The 18501-nt window shown below is 49.6% G+C and carries 14 protein-coding genes; 4 read left to right on the top strand and 10 right to left on the bottom strand.

Annotation, left to right across the window (positions count from 1 at the left end):
- The first annotated feature begins 415 nt into the window (after positions 1 to 415).
- Positions 416 to 862, top strand: a complete 447-nt coding sequence (locus N3Z11_RS10310) for a hypothetical protein (protein ID WP_260657100.1) — start codon at positions 416 to 418, stop codon at positions 860 to 862.
- Positions 863 to 1060: 198 nt separating this feature from the next.
- On the opposite strand, the gene N3Z11_RS10315 is transcribed toward N3Z11_RS10310, so the two are convergent.
- From N3Z11_RS10315 to N3Z11_RS10325, 3 genes are all read right to left on the bottom strand, one after another.
- On the bottom strand, positions 1061 to 1555 hold the full coding sequence (locus N3Z11_RS10315) for an AAA family ATPase (RefSeq protein WP_260657101.1): 495 nt from the start codon (positions 1553 to 1555) through the stop codon (positions 1061 to 1063).
- A gap of 80 nt (positions 1556 to 1635) precedes the next feature.
- Complete coding sequence (locus N3Z11_RS10320; protein WP_260657102.1) at positions 1636 to 2094, bottom strand: nuclear transport factor 2 family protein; 459 nt, start codon at positions 2092 to 2094, stop codon at positions 1636 to 1638.
- Positions 2095 to 2188: 94 nt separating this feature from the next.
- The gene (locus N3Z11_RS10325) at positions 2189 to 2632 is read right to left on the bottom strand and encodes a hypothetical protein (protein ID WP_260657103.1); all 444 of its coding nucleotides are present in this window, start codon (positions 2630 to 2632) and stop codon (positions 2189 to 2191) included.
- 1145 nt (positions 2633 to 3777) lie between these two features.
- On the opposite strand from N3Z11_RS10325, the gene N3Z11_RS10330 reads away from it, so the two are divergent.
- Positions 3778 to 4134 (top strand): hypothetical protein, encoded by a 357-nt coding sequence (locus N3Z11_RS10330; RefSeq protein WP_260657104.1) that lies wholly within the window; start codon positions 3778 to 3780, stop codon positions 4132 to 4134.
- 114 nt (positions 4135 to 4248) lie between these two features.
- Here the strand turns inward: N3Z11_RS10330 and N3Z11_RS10335 are convergent, their stop codons facing one another.
- Complete coding sequence (locus N3Z11_RS10335) at positions 4249 to 5442, bottom strand: HD domain-containing phosphohydrolase (protein ID WP_260657105.1); 1194 nt, start codon at positions 5440 to 5442, stop codon at positions 4249 to 4251.
- A gap of 297 nt (positions 5443 to 5739) precedes the next feature.
- Positions 5740 to 6681: a citrulline utilization hydrolase CtlX gene (ctlX, locus tag N3Z11_RS10340; RefSeq protein ID WP_260657106.1), complete on the bottom strand. Its 942-nt coding sequence runs from the start codon at positions 6679 to 6681 to the stop codon at positions 5740 to 5742.
- A 337-nt stretch (positions 6682 to 7018) separates the two neighbouring features.
- On the opposite strand from ctlX, the gene N3Z11_RS10345 reads away from it, so the two are divergent.
- Positions 7019 to 7450, top strand: a complete 432-nt coding sequence (locus N3Z11_RS10345; RefSeq protein WP_260657107.1) for an Lrp/AsnC family transcriptional regulator — start codon at positions 7019 to 7021, stop codon at positions 7448 to 7450.
- Between the two features lie 137 nt (positions 7451 to 7587).
- Here N3Z11_RS10345 and N3Z11_RS10350 read toward each other — a convergent pair whose 3' ends face one another.
- The 3 genes from N3Z11_RS10350 to N3Z11_RS10360 form a co-directional block, all read right to left on the bottom strand.
- Entirely contained in the window at positions 7588 to 8040 is a 453-nt protein-coding gene (locus N3Z11_RS10350; protein WP_260657108.1) for an energy transducer TonB, read from the bottom strand.
- Between the two features lie 254 nt (positions 8041 to 8294).
- Positions 8295 to 11261 (bottom strand): TonB-dependent receptor, encoded by a 2967-nt coding sequence (locus N3Z11_RS10355; RefSeq protein WP_260657109.1) that lies wholly within the window; start codon positions 11259 to 11261, stop codon positions 8295 to 8297.
- A gap of 141 nt (positions 11262 to 11402) precedes the next feature.
- Complete coding sequence (locus N3Z11_RS10360; RefSeq protein ID WP_260657110.1) at positions 11403 to 14048, bottom strand: glycoside hydrolase family 16 protein; 2646 nt, start codon at positions 14046 to 14048, stop codon at positions 11403 to 11405.
- A 443-nt stretch (positions 14049 to 14491) separates the two neighbouring features.
- Here N3Z11_RS10360 and N3Z11_RS10365 point away from each other — a divergent pair, with 443 nt between their 5' ends.
- A complete protein-coding gene (locus tag N3Z11_RS10365; RefSeq protein WP_260657111.1) occupies positions 14492 to 15061 on the top strand; it encodes a YkvA family protein in 570 nt (189 codons plus the stop codon).
- Between the two features lie 195 nt (positions 15062 to 15256).
- Here N3Z11_RS10365 and N3Z11_RS10370 read toward each other — a convergent pair whose 3' ends face one another.
- Complete coding sequence (locus N3Z11_RS10370; RefSeq protein WP_260657112.1) at positions 15257 to 17689, bottom strand: zinc-dependent metalloprotease; 2433 nt, start codon at positions 17687 to 17689, stop codon at positions 15257 to 15259.
- 323 nt (positions 17690 to 18012) lie between these two features.
- Positions 18013 to 18435 (bottom strand): DoxX family protein, encoded by a 423-nt coding sequence (locus N3Z11_RS10375; protein WP_260657113.1) that lies wholly within the window; start codon positions 18433 to 18435, stop codon positions 18013 to 18015.
- Positions 18436 to 18501 lie beyond the last annotated feature (66 nt).

Below are 18501 nucleotides of genomic sequence, written 5' to 3' on the forward strand. Positions count from 1 at the left end.
CATTTTGAGATCTCCATTGGTTCCATTTTATTGGAAATCTCATCAATGTCATGGTCTTAAATTTGGGGGAAAGGTCACCGTCCGCGCCTACTGCGCTCACTTTTGAATGCTCGCTGTGTAACTTCCGGTGTTGGTTTATTGGCAAGAAAAAAGACCTGATACAATTGATTCAAAGCAGACATTACAGGCAATCAACAGATTACTGCGCTAAAACGTTTCCAGACTTCACCGCATTGCTAAAACGTTAAAAAATGTGCGTTATCCATTTCATATTGCTACGGGTTACTACTGTTCAAACTACAACGATATGGCCAAAATTAGTTAATCACTGCAGGACGATTTCAGCTGTGCAATTAGTCAACCAGAGTGTAAGCTCCCCCCTTAAATAGGCATAAGGAGATAGCTCGCAATATGCTTGCAAGCTCAAATTTTATTTATGAAAAAAATAGTGTTCAATAGAAAAATTGATATAGCTAAACTTTTAGTATTTTTGGCGTTATTGGCGATTAGCGCAGCTCTTGTTTTTACAGGAGGAACTGGGAAAGCTGAATTTGAATTTAAAGAACTTGTTTTGAAATCAATGTTTCCTTGCATTCTATTATATGGATTTCATCATGTTTATTATTTCCTAAAATCACCTCAAGAGATTTCTATTGATTTATCAGAAAGAATTATCAATACAATTGACGGGCAAGCCATCCAATTGAACCCAAACGATGTTTTATATATAGAAGAAAAATCAAGCAACTATCATGCTTTATTTTTCGGAGAATTTAGAACTGCCGCAGTATATACATCAAATGATGTTCATTGCCTTATGAATAATGCAGTGCCGTGGATTAGGTATACAAAATATAAATGAAAGCCCTGGGGGGGATTGCCCAACCGTAATAGACTCAAAATCAAAACATCAGCACACCTGACTGAAAAAACAAACTCATTAGCATTAGAGCAAAACGCAAGACCTGACCCTGAGGGATCCCCTTTTGTTTAGCGGCTAACGCCGCCAGCAGCGGAAATTTGGGAGCGCTAGCGCGTAAATTTCCGTAGCAGCGCCTTGTTATGTATTTTGCGCTACTTTGGTTGTATTGAAGCCTTCCTCGGCGGTGGGCGCCATAAAATATTTTGTAACCAGCTCAAACATATCTGGTGTATCAGTTGCCGATCTTTCAGGCTGTGCTTCGCGCCGTTTTTCAATCTGTTTTAAACAGACCTCATTTGACAAGTCGATGTATACCAAATTATGTGGAGCTTCAACCTCGGAGAAAATACTCCGAAACCAATCTCTTTGTGACAGAGTATTTGCCGGGAAGTCCATCACCACATTGGTTCCCGCAGACAACATGGATTGAACAAGCTTTTTAATTTGCGGCTTAAGTAGATTCGAATATTCGATATAGTCATTTAGTGACGAAATCTTATTTGGGTAAAGTGACGTAAGCCATTCATCTTCTGAAAGCAATACAGCATTGCCTTTCTGTGCGATTTCGCTAGCTTTGGTAGATTTTCCTGCCCCCATTTTTCCACAGAAGAAGGTCAATGTTCCTTTGTTCATTGTTGCTCTCTATTTTGGTGTATAACGCTCAATGCAGCCTCGCGCTGTTAAGCGTTGGCTGCCTTTGCTTGTTATGTGAATTATTCACTGTACCGACGGATAACAGAGACTTTACCGTTTTCAAGTTCAAGTACATCTAATGCAACTTTGCTGTAGCTAAAATCAGAACCGTCCGATCGCTTACCTTTAGCTGAAAATTTGTGTTTTATTGAAACAGCGTTATAGCCATACTGATAGCCAATAATCTCGGCTTCATACTCTGTATGGACGCCGAGATAGCGACTCATTCCTTTACGCATCATTTCTTTACCGCCGGGCTCCCTCGAGTCATCAGGTGCATTTGGGAAATGCTGATTACCAATATCATCAGTAAGAAATGACAAATAGTGTTCAAGGTCTTCTTTGGTCGCATTCGGTTGTTGAGTCATGACCTGAGCATCAAAATATGTTTTAACAAAAACATCGTAGTCAAAATCATCGGCCAAAGTACTGGCACTTAAGAACGTTAAACCTGCCAAACAGATAATTAGTCTCTTCACGAAAACTCCTTTTTCAAAAATTCACATAACGTTTGGTTAAGGGGCCGGCTTTAGCCGGTCCCGAGTGAGCGAAGCGAACGACCTGAACCACTAGTTAGGTGCCATTGTGCTGATTGATACGCTCTTGTGAGCGTTGAACAGCGCTTGCTGAAAAGTAACTAGGATGCCGAAGTATCACTGCTTCAAATGCATAATCTTCAAGCCCCATTTCGACAAGAGCAGTGTAGCCAACTGTTTCTTCTTTTCGATTAACTGCCCGCTCAACTGCCTCAAGTATTCCATGACGCTCAATCATGGGCCATGTACGAGAAGCACGAGTTTTCTTTCCGTTCTTTGCGCTTAGCACTTGCTCGTAGGCAAATACCGCTTCTAAACACTCGCGCTCGACGTCTGTTGTTGCACCGTGCTCAATAGCTCTAAGTTCGACTGCGCGCTTTCTAGCGGCTAATGCAAGATCGGGACGTCCACGCTCTGTCGCGTTTATTTCAAAGACTGCGCAGTCTTTTGGAGTTTTTAGTTTTGCAATGTGGTCTGTCATGTGGCACCTAACTATAAACGCACGGGCGCGAACCTTGGTGAACGTCCCAGCGGCCGCAGGCCGCGAGTGGCGTGCCTTGTTAGCAAACCGTGCAACAACCAGCGCCAGCCGTACAATTTAAAAACTAATGACAGCAAAATGATAAAACCAAGCTGCCGCCTCCGGGTCGTTGGCGCAAGACGCCAACGGTTTTAATTACGTTTCACTGCCCTTTCAGGCCAGTTGCGCAATGACAACCGGCGTTGTGGAAACGAACGGGCTAAACCACCGAACGTACCGCAAAAGCGCAATTGCATCGACATTGCTTTTTACAAGATAACAACTTAATCAACGGGATAAACCACGCTTTAAATCGTGGCTCGTCCCTTTTTTCTTCTAACGAAGTTTTGAAGTTACACAGAAATATCAATAACGACAAGTGGTTATATCAACGCCAAATTTTCCGGTAAGCGTGAAAGCTTGGGTAAAACCGTATAGTTAATTCGCAACAAATCTCTTACATAAGACAAAAGCCACAATTAGCCTCCCTACTAAAACCTAATCAACCTGCCTGCGCCTGCGCTTTTCCTCCCCCGTAAAGCGAGCAGTTGTTTTGGCCGGTTTTGAGGTTTTAAGCCGACAACTGTTTGAGGCAAGCGACGGTAGCGCTTGCCGAGTTTTGGCGGCGCCTCAAAAGCGAGTCAAAACAACGGGCTTTCGAGCGATCCCGGGGTCGTTTTTTGCGTCACTTTTTGTCGATACAAAAAGTGACTCGCCTGCGGAGGCGAGTCTCCGCTTTCACAGCTCCAGCAGCTGCAAGCTAAAAACCACAACAAGCCATGCCGCAGGCGTCAACCAAGCCGGTTTAATATACTGTGAGCTCCAAAACTGTAACCCACACAGTTGAACAAACAGCCCCGATATCTACCCAACCCAGTTGCCCTGCAAAGAACAAAACCTGCGACCAACCCCCCAGGAGTTATCGACAAAACCATCGATAGCCAAAAGACAACCCTCTTTGCTTCAAGTAAAATCCGCGCCATTCAACCACAGGCCAATCTAAAGCTGCGACCTGCAAAAAAACAGCCGCTTTGCCCTGAGCGGCCAAGGGTTGCAAAGCCTGCAGTGCCACAAATACGCAATTGCAAAATAAGGAGAAAAACAACATGTTGCCTTGGTATCTCGCCAGTGCCGTCGTCGTCAAAACCTCTTTGCTGGGTTTAGGCCTGGTCACGCTGGGTCTTTGTGTATTGGCGCTTATCCTGCTGCGGCTATTTGGCAGCAACTTAAGCCAGCCGCTGCAACAGCGCATTGGCCAAATATTCCGCACCGGTATTTACCTGCATCTGGCAGCTTATGGCTTGTTATTGCTGAAGTTATTATTGATTGATGGCTGGCAGGACGTGCCGGCTTTTATTATGGGCCATTTGCTGATGCACCATGCCAGCAGCGCTTTGATTGCCACTATTCTGATTGTAATGACCATCCGTATTTATAACCATCGAAGTGCCGGCAGGTTATAAAGGCAGGTCTGCAAGCTTAAGCTTTTGAAACCATGAAAAAAGCTCACCTCAGTAAATGACAGTGAGCTTTTTTATTTTGCCGTTAGCACATGACAGGGCACCTGCTCAGCACCATTAACGCTGAAAATGCTGTTTATGTAACTTCACCGCTTCGCTCAGCATTGACACCCAGAATGGGTCGAATTTAGTACCAGCCCCCTGATTAATTTCCACCAGCGCTTTGATCAACTGCCTGTTATTGGTTTCCTGCGCCTGCTGCTGACTGGTGAGTAAGTCAAACTCGTCGACAATACGCAATAACCGCGCACCGTCGCTGATATCTTCTGCGGCCATCTGGTGTGGGAAACCACTGCCGTCCTGATGTTCATGGTGCTGCCAGATCATGGCTGCGGCGTCTTGCCAGCGTGGCGAACTGGCAACCAAAGACGCCCCCATTTCCACATGGCGCTGCCAGACACTGAGCTGCGCCGGATCGGCCCTGCCCTGTGCATCCAGCATCTGCAGTGGTAAAAACGCCATGCCAATATCATGCAGCATCACGGCCACCACCAGCTGTAGCTGGTCAACTTTGCCGCCTGCCAGCCGGTTCATTTCCAAAGCTAAAAACAGCTGGCGTGCCGCGCGCCCTTGCCAGTTGGGATGACGCTCTTCCAGTGCCGGTAATAACTGAATAAAAAACTCCAGGTCGGCGTCCATCCGGATGCGGTAATACTGCAGTAACCGCCGGCAGGCATCCACCGCCGATGCACTTTTAGGCCCTGCGCTATCAGGCGCGCCCACTGTGCTGCTCACCAGATCCGGTACTTCATCTTTTATTGCCAGCGCCTGCGGGTGATTGGGATCCAACAAACCCAGCACCTGACGAATACGCACAGTACGCGAGCGTTCATCCACGCTGGTGAGGCCGGTTAAGCGCTGACAAATCTGCTGTAAGGCGGTTGTGGTCATGGGTTTGGCGCTGTCGTGAATACTGGCCTCTACCCATTGCCGGGTGCGGTCGAGCGTCAGCTGAATCACATCACAAAGTGCGCTGTCATAAGCCATATGGCCTTTGCGGATATCATCCAGCACATCTTCCAGACTTTGCAGCAGTGGGATCAGCGAAAACAGCCCGATAAAACCCAGATTGCCTTTGATGGTATGCACCACGCGGAAAATACCGTGCAAAAGTTCCGGTTGCTGCGGATGCTGCTCCAGCTCCAGCAAGGTGCTTTCACACTGCTCGTAAGCGTCGCGGAAATCTTCAAAAAAGTCATCCACGCAGTCGCGTTGTAAATCGTCGGGGCGATTGAGGTTCAGCTGGCTCATTGAGGGCCTCCTGGCGGCAGAAAATCCCAGTGTAGACAGATAGCTGCATGCTGTATAGCTTCTTTATTGCACCAGTTTATCCGGATAATTTTGCGTGGTTCAGCGCTATTTAAATGATGGTTGGCCGGGCTTTTTGCAGGCAATGGCCCAGCGCGGGCACAGCACTGAGTTTACCAAGCCCATATCGCGAATAGCTGATGGCAAGAAGCTGATGGCAAAAGCGCAGCAGCAATATTGCTGCCGCGCTTTGATGAAGGACTTATGCACAGATGCTGGCGTACAGGCGCTGTTGTGCTGTCAGTTACGGGCTTGCAGGTGAATACCGGCCAGCATACAACGCACAGAGCCACCGGCCGATTCTATGGTGGGCACCGCAAGCGGCAACAAAGTGGTGAATTGGCTGATTTGTGCCATCTGCTCAGGTGTCAGCGCCTGATAAGCGGTTTGTGACAGTGCCAATAAAGGTCCCTCGCTGCCCATCAGCTCCAGTGCGTTGCCACAAAAATGGCGGATTTGTGCGGGTGTTAAATCAATCACTTGCTGGCCACTTTGCGCAAAATGTTTAAGCAACAGCGGGCGCTGCGCAGCCGGCACCATCTCAAGGCTTATCAGTACAAATTGGCTGGCCACACACATCATTACATTGGTGTGGTACACAGCAAGGCCTTGCTCGTCAAAGGCCTGAAACAGCACAGGGGTTAACTGCAGCTGTTGGCAAATCTCCGGCACCAGGGTGGCGTCTGTGCGTTTTGACAATACCGCGTAAGCCAGCTGATGTGGATGGTCAATCACCAGCGAGCCTGTGCCTTCAACAAATAGCCCCTGCTCAGCCAGATAAGCATAATTGTGCACCGCCTGCACCTGATACTCACGCTGCAAAAACTCAATAATATCAGCGCGATACTCCAGCCTGCGGTTTTTGGCATACATAGGATAAATCACAATTTGGCCATCGGCATGGGTAGAAAACCAGTTATTGGGAAAGACTGAATCCGGTGTGCTTTTGGATTCATCTTCAAATAAATGCACCTTAACGCCATGCGCAGTCAGCTGCTCTGCAACAACGCTGACTTCCTGATAGGCCAGCGCTGCAATCGCCTGCTCTGCTGTGTTGCTGCTAGCTGAGCTCGCAGCATGGTCGGTCTGATAAGCGTTGTCCGGCATGGTTTGCGGATTAGAGCAAAAATGGTGGGGCCTTATCATCACCACGGCTGAAGGTGCCTGCGGCCTGTGAAGCATATGAAATTCCTTGAGTGATGGTGTTTTATCTGTGTTGTGCTGGCTTAGCTGCAATGTGCGCAGCCCTGCGCTTTGGCCTGAGTATTAGCCTTGGCCTTGGCGTTTGTCCTGGCGTTGGCCCTGGCATTCGTATTGACATCAGCAGCAACTCATTATCTCGCGAGCGGCCGGCAAGCTTGTGCCTGCATCAGCGCCCGGCTTTTAATGCAGCTATTTTAATGGCTGCTCATGTCAGTCAAAATGGCAAAAAATTACAAAATTTGTGTCAACATCTGACTTTTTGTCAGGTACAAATATACAATTTGTTTATTGATGCTGTTATTCACCCAGGCTCACCATGCAAAATTCCCGTTATGATTCGCTCGACAACGCACTGATTGCTGAATTAAGAAAAGATGGCCGGGCTGCGGTTTCCACGTTGGCCGACACATTAAAAGTGTCGCGTGGCACTATTCAAAACCGGCTGGACCGACTGATAGCCAGCGGCGCCATTATTGGTTTTACCGTGCGGGTGCATCAGCATCTGGAAACCGGCGCTGTGCGCGCCATTATGATGATTGAAGTGGTCGGCAAGTCGACCGCCCAGGTGATTAAAAAACTGCGCGGTATTCCGGAACTGACCAGGTTACACACCACCAACGGCGCCTGGGATCTGGTGGCAGAAATTCAGGCGGCCGACCTGCCCACTTTTGATGTGGTACTTCGGCAAGTGCGGGAAATTGACGGCATTCTTAATAGCGAAACCAGTATTTTATTGTCGACGATTTAGCAAAAACCAGCGCTGGCGCCAAAGATGGCCTGGACCACTGCCGGCATTGTGATGCTGCAAAGCGCCCGCTTTGAACTGCAGTGGTTCTTTATTGCACTGGATCTTTACTGCAGTGGCATGCAATCTGGTTTTCGTTGTTAACCCGCATTGCTCTCGCAAGCCAGGCTCGCCTGCAACTTACAGCGCTGCTCAGCCTCCGCCACACTGGCGCCGCCGATACAAAAATCCAGCCGGATCAGTTTTTCTTCCGCAGCCGCTGCTTTGCCACTGCTGTTTTGCCATTTCCAGCTTTTTATTGTTTTAATGCCCGCTTTGGACAGGACTCTGGCCGGCACCGACTGCACCAGGCTGACTTTATCAACTTCTCCATCTTGTTGAATTTGCACTTTAAAAATGCCACAACCCGAAATGCCGTTTTTGGCCAGTACTATCGGATATAAAGGTGTGGTGTTGTCGCTGCGCTGCCAGATTGCAGCTTCTGCCGTGGGGGCTAACTCACTGACCTGCACATCGGCGTAGATCATCTTGTTCGCCTGAGCGGACGTGGTAACTAAAAGTAATAACGCATAAAAACCTGAGCTGAGCTTCATCAAAACGTCCTTGTATCCGCCATTTTAAAAGTTGCGGAGTTTACCAAATGGTCCTGTATCCTAGCCAAATGTTAATTTGTTATCAATGACAGTCATCCTCAACTGCGCCTGCCTTCATGTTTGCTGTTGCAGCCCTGCGCACAGCAGAGGCGGCAGGCACGGCACCATACCGGCAACGAAGCTGGTCAATACGCCGAAAAAAAACGCACTGAACAAGGTCAGTGCGTTTTAATTGGCTTGCTAAACAGCGAGCTTTACTCCAGCGCGTATCTCATACCCAGCGTCAGGCGTGGGCCATATTGACGGGCAAACAGGAACTGCTCTTCGTAACGGCCATAACCGCGTTCGGTTTCATCGTTCAGGTTAATGCCCTCAAAGAATACCGTCAGCTCTGGCGTCACATCGTAGTTCACGCTTAAGTCCCACTGGCCATAACTCTTGGCAAATTGTGGTGGAGCGTCCGACGAACCCTGTGCCTGACCTACCCCAATCAGATATTTGTCACGCCAGGTGTAAGTCACTTTCACCGACCAACCGTAGTTTTCATAAAACAGCTGTAAGTTGGCCGAATCACTTAAACCGGTCAGCGGTGCCTGTTGTTGCAGACTGTTGACGTCAAACTCCACATCACCCTGCACAAAAGTGGCGTTGGCCCCTACACCAAAACCTGTATCCCACAGCAGGTGCTGCATCGCCAGTTCAAAACCGTCCACCGATTTGCTGTCGGTATTGGCCGGCTGGCTGATATTCCACACCATCAGTGGATCATCAGCTGCTGGCTCAATTTTGCCTTCGCTGTTGCCATTGCCGTTGGCCAGCATCTGCTCAAAAATAGCGGTGCTGGTCGGTTGCTCACCACGGGCGGTAATATCGGCCACTGCTTTTAAATAACGCGGGCCGTTTAAAATATCACGCAGGCCTTCAATGGTGGTTTCGGTAATAGTGGTCTGGATAAAGTTATCCACGTCCTTTTTAAACCAACCAACTGCAGCATAACTGCCTTCGGCATAATAATATTCCAGGCTTAAATCCAGGTTGGTGGATTCAAACGGCAATAAGTTGGTATTGCCCTGGCTACCACTGCGCGCGCCCGGTTTTGGACTGCCGCTTAAACTTCTGCCACCGGCCAAAAAGCCCAGTGGTGCACGGGAAATACTTTTACCCCAGGAGAAACGGCCAATCAGGTCATCGGTAATTTCGGCTTTTAAATCAAACATCGGCAGCACCACGTCGTGCTCACCCTGTTGTTCCAGGAAGTTGGCTGTGCCACCTTGCTGGTACTGGGTGATCCACTCAGAAGCACTTTCCCAGTTCACCTGAGTTTCCACACGCTGACGCACTAAACTTGTGACGTCGGTTTTTTCGTAGCGTACACCGACGTTCAGCCAAAGAGGTGTAGAGAGCCACTCTCCTTCCCACTGCGACTGCAAATACACAGAGTCGGTTTTTTCTTCCACGCTGCTTTCACTGTCGATGCCGTCAAAATAAGGGTCAATTGAATAAACATCACCGCCCATTACCGCTGCAGTTAAAAACGCCAGCTGACGTGCAACCGCTTCGTCAAAATTGTAGCTGTAGTAATAATGCGGTTTCAGCGCACTGCCGCCACCGTTAAAGCTGTCGAGGAAGTTGCTGGTGCTGTGACGCACAAACATCGAATCCGGGAAAATCTGCGGATAAGCCGGGTTAAAACCCGGGCCGCCGCGCAAACCACTCCAGCCCTGATAGCCGCCCATGGTTTGTTCGGTGCGGGCCACGCCAAAATCAACTTTGGTTAACGGCAGGCTAAACACATTGTTCATCCACTGGCCATCGAGCTGCAGCTGTTTAATGCTGGCTTCGCCCGGTGAATGAATAAACTGACTGAAGTTAGAGTCAATTTCGCCGGCTTTTAACTCTTCAGTGCCGTTTTTCCAGTACACCATGGCATGCGGAATTTCGCCCTGACGGAAGTCGTATACTTTGCTGAGCAGCTGATCTGAACCCAGGATCACCTGACCCTGACTGCCCAGGCCCTTGTCGGCGCCGTTGTCGGTTTTATTGCTGGAGTCGTGGTAATCCAGACTCAGGTTTAAATCGTCATTGAGTTGCCAGTCGAGGTTTAAACCCACAGAGTCGGCTTTGACTTCAGTGCTGCCTTTATTGGCAGTAAAAGAGCCGTCATTACCGCCAATATCGGCATAAAGCGCGGTACCGTTGCTGTCGAGCTCGTACGCATTAATATTGCCGCCAAATTCGTTCCAAATACCCCAGCCAATACTTTCGCTGCCGGTCATGGCGCGGCTGGCGGTGTAATCCAGTGTGGCGACAAAGTTGTCGACAGGCGCAAACTGGAACGTCAGCTGACCGTTGCTGCGCTCACGCTCAACATCTTCAATGCTGTAGTTCATGTCTTTGGGGAAATAATAATTGCCGCTGGGCTTGCCATCCGCGCCCACTGGCCGGGCATCCTTGACTTTATCGGCCGCTAAATTATTGGGCAGTGCCACATTGGCCTGCCAGCCCTGAATATTGGCTTGTTGTTTCTGGAAATCACGTTCCTGATGCGACAACGACAAAGACACACCAAATTTGTCATCCAGCAGTGTGTCGCTGACCACCAGCGCCAGCTCAGGGGTGACATCATCACCCTTCTCATTGGAGCTGTCGTAAATACCTTTGACCGAAGCCGACGCATGCAAACCAGGGTTATTCAAAGGTTTTGTGGTAATAATATTGACCGTTGCACCCAGGCCACCACTTGGGTTTTCGGCGCGGGCGGTTTTATACACTTCTAAAGCGCTCACACCTTCAGAAGATAAGTTTTCCAGATTATAAGAGCGGGTATAACCTGTGCCCGGCATCTGGCGGCCGTTTAAAGTCACCAGGTTAAAGTCGGGGCCAAAACCACGCACAGTAATTTGGCTGCCTTCACCATTGGCGCGGCTGACCGACACACCGGTAATACGCTGCAGCGATTCTGCCAGGTTGGTGTCGGGGAATTTACCCATTTCTTCAGCAGAAATAGCGTCGACCACACCATTGGCTTCACGTTTAATATCCATAGAACGGATCAAACTGCCACGAATACCTTTAATTTCAATAACTTCTACTTTTTCTTCGGTTTTTGCTGTATCGGCGGCATCCGTTTGCTGCGCCAAAGCAGGCCAGGACAAGGTGCCGGCCAGTGCCAGCGACAGGGCTGTCGCGATGCGGCTTTTTGTGAAAATTGCTGTATGCATAATTCAACCTGTGATGTTGTTGCTTCCCAAAGCTGCTTTTTATCTGGTGCCCCTGGCACTTTAAGCTTTGGTCGCGGATCTCTTCTGACCACAGGCGCGACCAGTGCCGGCCTGTGGTGATATTGTTATATTCTGCCGCTGTTATTCAGCCGCAATAGCCACATTGTCCAGCCGGTACACTGCGCCGTTACCCATGCCCCAGGCCGGGAACACCATCAGCACGTCAATGGCGCTGACATCCAGGCCTTTATCGGCTAAGTCTTTCAGTTTGAAGGTGTAAGTCTGCCACTGACCTGTCACAGGGGCTTTCCCTTCCAGACTGTCACTGAGTTTCAGCTCTACGGCGCTTGCTGCATCAAAAGCTTCAATTTTAAATAACCACTGGGCGTCCGGATTGGACGGAGGCGTGATCACTTTCAGCTCAAAACGCACCACACCGGTTGCCAATAAGGCGGTGGCGTCGTAATAGACTTTATCGTCCGCCAGCAGGCCCATCACTGTTGGCGCTGCGCCAATGACAAACTGAGCAGCTTTGCCGTGCGCGGCGTCGTCATCTTCTACTGTTGGGGTTGAACCACCACAACAATCCCAGATTTTCCACTGCGGCGCAGCAGCGTCGGTGAACAGCTGCAGGCCCAGAGCCGGCGTCGCTGTTGGGTCATAAAAACGCGCGTTATCAATACGATACACTGCACCACTGCCTTCACCCCATGCCGGGAACACCATCACCACGTCAATAGCACTGACATCCAGACCTTTGGCGGCTAAATCAGCAATTTTGAAAGTGTAGGTCTGCCACTGACCTGTCACAGGCGCTTTACCTTCGGTACTGGCGGTTAAATCCAGTTCAACAGCTTCGGCGCCATTGTTCGACTCAACTTTAAATTTCCAGGCTGTGGCCGGATTGGCAGTGCCGCTCACCACTTTCATTTCAAAGCGCAGTACTCCGCCTTGTAAAATAGCTGTGGCGTCAAAAGGTTTGTTACCGCCACCATTGGCAGCACGGGTAATAAAGCCCATTACAGTTGGCGCTGCACCAATTTTAAATTCAGCGGTCATGCCGTGCGCTTCATCGTCCATCTCTTCGGTGGGTGTTGAACCACCACAACAGTCCCACATTGGCCAGTCGAGGTTTTTCTGATCTTTAAACAGCACCAGCTCAGGTGAGGAGGCACCGGCAATTTTTACATCATCAACATGGTAGAGCGCGCCTTCACCACTGCCCCAGGCCGGGAAAATCATCACCACGTCAATGGCGGATAAATCCAGGCCAGCATCAGCCAGTTTTTTCAGTGGGAAGGTATAGGTTTGCCACACGCCAACCTGCGGTGTTTTACCTTCGTTGCTGGCGGTAATGTCCAGCTCTACTGCAGTAGCAGCATTGTTGCTTTCTACTTTCACCTTCCAGGCGGCGCCCGGGTTATTTGGTGCAGACACCAGCTTCATGGCAAAACTTAAGCTGCCTTTATCTAATAGTGGCGAGGCGTCAAAAGGTGAAGGTGCTCCAGCCGGATCTTTAATAAATTCAGCACGGCTGATAAAACCATTGACTGTTGGCGAGGCGCCCACTTTAAATTCCATCACACCACCACGGCCTGGGTCATTTACCACTGTTGGTGTACTGCCACCACAGCAGTCCCAGCCTGGCCAGCTTGGGTTCACTACATTGTCAAAAATGGTCAGGTTACGGGCCACACCATCTGACGGTGGCACCGGAATTGGTGCTTTACCTTCGACTAAAGCGTCATCGGCTTTGTCATAACCAGCTCTGATGGTTTCACAACCCTTGCCGGTAGCCGGATTGGCTTCACACTGGAATACCCGTACATAATCAATGATATAAGACTGACCATTGGCAAAAGCCGCCGGATCTACACCTTTGTTATTGACGTTTTCCGGCCAGTTACCGCCCACGGCCTGGTTTAAAATCAGGAAAAATTTCTGATCAAAAGGTGCGGTATTCCAAAAGGTGGTCAGTTTGCCGGTGATTTGGTCGTAATATTCGGCGAACCAGCCACGGTGTTTTAAACCCACCGCCTGTTGTTTGCTGTTAAAACGCACTTCAGACTGACGCTGTGTAGCGTACAGATAGTCGTCGACATACCAGCGGATCTCACCCTGTTGCCATTCCACGGCATAAGTGTGGAAATCGTCGGCTGGGTTTTTACCGCCTGGCAGTGCATAAGCTTTGCCTGAGCTGACGTTGTTTGGTGCCGACTTGCCATAATGCAAGGTGCCATGCACAAAGGCTTCTGGTTTACCTTCGGCGCCAGGCGTTTTCAGGTTCACCGCTTCCATAATGTCAATTTCGCCCGAACGCGGCCATTCGCCGTAAATGGAGTCGGTTGGCATCATCCAGAACGCCGGCCAGCTGCCCTGCCCTGCGGGCAGTTTGGCGCGCATTTCAAAACGGCCATATTTAAAGTCGGCTTTGTTTTTGGTGGTGAGGCGGGCTGATGTATATGGTTTTTCCGCGCCATCCGGTGCTTTTTTCGCCACTATGTTCAGCATGCCTTCTTTGATAAAGGCGTTTTCGGTGCTTGCGGTGTAACATTGTTTTTCGTTATTGCCACCGCCGGCACAGTTGACTTCAAAGTTCCACTTTTTATCGTCCACCGTTGGACCATTAAACTCGTCACTCCAGACTAAACTCCAGCCTGTCGCGGGTTTGCTTACATCAACTGCAGTGAGATCGGTGTTGGTTTCGCTGCCACCACCACAACCCCACAACAGCGCAGGCAACAAGCCAGCCCAGCAGGCACCGGCCAAAGGTGTTCGTTTTTTCATGTCGCTTGTCCTGTTAATTTATTTTTTTATGCCACAGCACCGCATAGCGGCGCTGTTGGTACAACACTGATGTACTTTCAGCGGTTCTTCAGTAGTTCTGTTGCCTGATAATTTTCTGAAAGCGCTTACAGAGAGTATTTGCATAAAGACAGAAGGTCAATAAAACGACGGAATTTTTTCTGAAAATTTGTCAGGGGGAATTGCAGCGAATGCCACAAACAGAGCTTACGTAATTGATTTATATTGATTTTTTAATAATTCAACAAATGATATTTGATTCGGTTGTTTCAGCGAAAGGTGCAGCCAACAATAAATTCATCACGCAGTGTCAAGGATGCAATGATTTTGTTGAATTTATGTAAGAGCATCCACCATAATCGGGCAAGCTTTCAGCGGTTTTATCCGCAACGGCTTGTCATCATTCATCAATTAGGGAACTTAATATGGCACTGAATATAAGTTTTGAACTGCAGGAGCAAGACCTCGAATACTTCCGCAACATTATGCAGAAAACCCAGCAATCGGTAAGTCAGCTAAGCCAGGCCGAAGTGCTGGCAGCTGCCCGCAAGCTGGCGGGTGAAGTCAAACATCAGGTGCCGGACTTTGTCGCCAGCCGCCTGAAACAGCTTGAGCTGTTGGTGGCGATGGTGGAAGACAGTGAATGGGATTTAACCAAAGAAGAAAAACTGGATGTGTTGTCGGCTTTAGCCTATTTCGCCAAACCAGAAGACCTGATTGCCGATCATTTACCTGTGCTGGGCTTTCTGGATGACGCCATTATGATTGAGTTAGTGGCGCAGGAGCTGGCAGAAGATTTACAGGCTTACACCGAGTTTTGTCAGTATCGCCAAAACGAAATCGAACGTCGCGGCGCAGAAGCACAAACCAGTAAAGCCGACTGGCTGGAAAGTAAACGCCAGGAATTACAATCCTGGATGCGCCGCCGCCGCGCAGAAAAACGTTCAAGCCGCAGCAGCAGCGGTTTCCGTTCAGTGTTTTCATTCCGCGGTTAAGCAATAGCCTTCACAGCGTTCAAAAGCTGAGCAACAACACAGTTTTGTGTTGTTGCTCACCGAGTTCACCAAACCAGAAAGTTCTGTCGCATTAACCAGCCAACCCGTCACAAGCTGATTTATTTGTCTGTATTCTCTGCATCAGTCAAAACAATGCCGAACAGCAAACGCCGCAGCAACAGTGGCTTTTGGCCATTAAATAGGCGCCCCGGGCGGTAACTCTTTAGGTACAAACACCGGCTGCCACTTGCCACTTTGCAGATATTGTTGCCATTGACTCAGCAGCAACTGCTGGCTGGCATTGGACTGCTTCTGCAAAAACACCGCGAGCTGCATCAGCTCTGAGCGCACTATAGCGCGGGCTTCCGGCGCTGTGTCAGCTGCGGTCAGGCTTTGCATCAGCTGATAAAAAGCCACATGTCCCACCCTTTGTTGCACCAGTGCTTGCGCTGATGACCCTGCCTGCTCTTGTGCCGGCCATGGTTGCCTGAGGGTAGCATCCAGCAGCTTTGCCAGCATTGGCTGCAGCTGTTGCTGACCGCTTAACCTGTTCAGCCGCTGTGGATGTAACAACAGGCTTAAACTATGGTTGGCGGCAGCTTCAGCAGCGCTTATTGGGTCAAAGGCCAGGCCATAACGGCCGCTAAAACTTTCCCGGCCATCACTGTCGCCAAAGGCTTTGGGCGGAATAAGGGCTAACAACTCAGCGGGTAGCAGCAGATAATCCGGCTTTATCGTGGCTAAAATGGCATCCAGCGCCTGTTGCTGTTTATCAGGTTCAACCCACTGAAATCCTTTGGCATTTTCATAATCACCTTTGAGTTCATACTGATAATAAGCACCAGCTATCAGTTTTACCGCGGCTTCCACCTGATAACGGTGCAGTGCATAAATAGGCACTAAGGCTTCCTGCAAAGCTGACAGCGGTTGCCCGGCGCGGATATTGTTCAGGCCAAACTGTGTTAATGCCTGCTTGCGCACTTCACCAAGCCGCCTGAGTTCAGCCACAGCGTCGGCGCCGTTGTCCCATAAATGACCTTTAGCACTGACGCCGCCTTGCGGACGTGCATCTTCATCGGCCATATATTCCAGGCCTTGCTGTTTGGCGTTTTGCACCAGCGCCAGGCGCTCTGCGTCTGAATGATCGCCATACCCATAAGCGATGGCGTAATAATCCCACTCGCCAAGCCCCTCACGGTAGGCATTGTCGAGCGTTATATGGCCACTTCGTAAGTCCACCAGCGGATGCGGGTAGTCCATCACGGTAGATCGGCCATTGGCACTGCCGGCAAAATTGTGAATTAACCCCAGGGTGTGGCCCACTTCGTGCGCCGACAATTGCCGGATGCGCGCCAGCGCCATGGCTTTGGCGTTGCTGCTGTCGGCACTGCCGTTTTGTTGATAAGGAGCGGTAAGGCCAGTGGCAATCAGAAAATCCTGCCGTACCCTGAGAGATCCTAAAGTGACATGGCCTTTGATAATTTCGCCGGTGCGTGGATCAGTGACGCCATAACCATAAGACCAGCCGCGAGTAGCTCTGTGTACCCACTGAATGACGTTATAACGCACATCCATCGGATCGGCATCTTTAGGTAAATCTTTCACCTGAAAAGCATTTTTATAACCAATCTTTTCATAAGCACTGTTCCACCATAAAGCACCTTCTTTCAGTGCAGTGCGCACTGGCTCTGGCACGCCAGGGTCCAGATAATAAACGATGGGTTGAACAGCTTCGCTCAGTGTGGCCTTTGGATCTTTTTTCACCAGCCGGTGCCTTGGCAATAATCGCTGGGTAATAGGTTCATCAAAGGCCGTGGCGTAGTCCATATACTCCACTTTCCAAAAACCCGAATAAGGATGAAAACGCCGTTTTTGGTAACCCTCTTCCGGCAAGGCCACCAAAGAGTGATGCAGATGAACTGTGATAGCATCAGCGGCAGGCGTTACCTGAGTGACAAATTCACCGGCTTTGCTGCCGCTATAAGTCACCATGGCTTCAAGTTCAGTGTTGCGGGGGAAAGCTTTACTGCGTGCTAAATACACGCCGCTGCGATCTTTATCAGGGCTAAAATTGCCCTGATTTTGCGCCGAAAGACGGCTGCTGATTTGATGAATATCTGACCATAAAAATTCGCTGTAATCGACCAGCAGCTGGCCTTTTTCAGCGGCCACCACCGGCAAGCCCGCCAGCACTGAACTGGCAAAAGCTTCTTCTACACTTAACCGCTCGGCCTGGTTTTCTGACTCAGCGCGGTAATAAGTGTTCAGCTGTTTTAGCATCACTTTATTGCCATATTGTTCAAACTGCACCAGGCGGGTATCTCCAAGCTGACCGCGGTCTAAACCGATATCATTGGAACCCAGACCGCGCGGTAGCGAACTTTGAAAAATAAAGGGCTGATTCAGCTTATCAACCTTCAGATACACTTTGTCCTTGCGCTCATCATAATAAAAATCAAAGTAGCCCTGCTGCTGTTTCATACCTTTGGTAAAAGTTGCCACAGTGGGCAGTTGATCCTGCGTGACCGCAGCACCTGACAGAGCCAAATTGCTTAAAGCAGCTGTATCGGCGTGGCTATAAAAACCTGCTGTCAGCAGCAGCAAGCCGGTTAAAGGCACAAGTTTCATCCGGGTTCCTTTTGATTTTTTAAACATTCGGGTTTGATGGTTCTGCTGTTGTGATTGGCGCAACCTGCGTTGCGGGTCTGGTATATGCGCGCCTGTTATTTTGTATACAAAACACCATATAACGGCGCGGCATGGCTTTAAAGGGCTTTTTTTGCTAATAGGATCAATGCAGTAGTTTTGGCGATAAAAACCGGATTTTTATCGCCCCCGCAAGCCGGTCAAGGGAAAACCGGTCAAGGGCAAACCAATCAAGAGAAAACCAGCCAAGGGAAAACCAGTTACGGGAGCCCGGTCAGATAGAAATCGTTTGCCGGAATGCCAACTTAATTAAACTCATGGTGCCGGTCTTTGGCCCTGACATAATCGCGGTAACCAATACAACAGAGCAGCACAAGTAACAGCACACTGTATTCCACCCCATTACGGCCGGCGCCAACCACAAACCAGCCAAAAGGGGCATGCACCAGCACCAGGCCAGTAGCATAAATCAGCATAAAACCAACACTGAGCTGCCATACCCATTTGCCGGCGGCATAAAGCAGAGTTGCGATAATTTCATACCCTGTGACAAAAGCCGCCAGATAAAAACCAGCCGGCAGGCCCTGGCTGCTAAGCCAGTCGCCAAATGGCAGTACACCGCCATTTAACCAACGGGCCCAGCCGTGAATGGCCAGTAGCAGCGCCAGCGTCAACCTTAATACCAACCACAAGCGCTTTTCAGTGCGTCCGACAATATCCGTAAACATGCCAATCCCCTTCTGTGCTGCAACAAGCCACGAGCCTTGTCACAGTCATAGTTGTACAACGCCGAT

Origin of the sequence: Rheinheimera sp. 4Y26, from assembly GCF_025245835.1 — a bacterium.
GTDB lineage: Bacteria > Pseudomonadota > Gammaproteobacteria > Enterobacterales > Alteromonadaceae > Pararheinheimera.